Origin of the sequence: Mycoplasma haliaeeti, from assembly GCF_048284645.1 — a bacterium.
Taxonomy (GTDB): domain Bacteria; phylum Bacillota_I; class Bacilli_A; order Mycoplasmatales; family Metamycoplasmataceae; genus Mycoplasmopsis.
This window is the reverse complement of the sequence record NZ_JBLWAB010000016.1, coordinates 1-1,101: the sequence shown is the minus strand read 5'-3', so window position 1 is coordinate 1,101 and position 1,101 is coordinate 1. Positions and strand designations below refer to the sequence as shown.

Below are 1,101 nucleotides of genomic sequence, written 5' to 3'. Positions count from 1 at the left end.
CACGCTAGTGTGAGAACGCTTCAATATTTTTGTAATCTTGCTAGCCTGTGAATAATGAAAAACTAAGCTAACAAACGCATTATCTTATAGGTAATTACATAAGTTATATATAATTTTTACAAATCATTATAAATTAAAGAACAAGTTTGACTCACTAATTAGTTCACTATCATTTACTTAATAAAATTAGTAGGATTTGAGCCAATTGTACTACCAGCTAGAGCTGCTGGTGGCTTCTTTTTTTTTTTTTTTTGAAATAATAAAATTAGGCAAGCAATATATATTTTTTACTATATTTAAATCCAAATAAAAAACTAACTTTTATACTAATTGTTTTCTATTGCTAGCCTTTAAGAAAGGAAAAAATGAAAAGAAAGAAATTATTTATCTTGTTTTCGCTTGCTTCAGCTTCTAGCATTATTGCTATGCCTTTAGTAGCCGGATCATGTGATAATAAGAATAATGATAATAAAACTGAGCCTACACCAATAGTTAGTCCTGGCCCTAATCCCGGAACAACACCTAAGCCATCTCCAGTAACTAAACCTGGTTCAGGCAAGGAACAACCTGGCAAAGAAGATAATAATACATATTCATTTATTTACGCCAATGGGGGCGAAGCAACTAATGTAAAGTATTATAAAAATGAAAATAGAATACTAATACCAAAAGCTAAAGAAATAACTTCAGAAATGCTTGATTATATTTTTCATAATTTAAGTGACAAATTGCATCATGATAGTAATGACTTTACTTTAGAATGTCCGAATGCTATAAGTATTTGTTTTAAATATCAATCTCGTGTTGGTGTAAAAAAACTTATATTACCAAAAATTAAAAATGTAATTTACAATGAGCTCAACAGCCCTTTCACTATGTTGAATGAGTTCCTAGAAGATGATAAAGTGATTCAAAACGGAATATTATTTAAATGAGATAGTGCTAGTGGGGATATTGTTGATGATAGTATCACAAGTATAGCTGGTGGTGTATTTGAAAACAATCAAAATATTACTTCAGTTTCATTTCCTAATGTGACAAGTATTGGTGAAGAGGCTTTTGCACTAACAACAAATCTAAGATCAGTTTCATTCCCTAATG

At 29.8% G+C, this 1,101-nt stretch carries 1 protein-coding gene; it reads left to right on the top strand.

The features are described from left to right. Positions 1-365: 365 nt before the first annotated feature. The coding region (locus ACNQ2T_RS03400; RefSeq protein WP_418036000.1) for a leucine-rich repeat protein at positions 366-1,101 on the top strand (736 nt) is incomplete at its 3' end.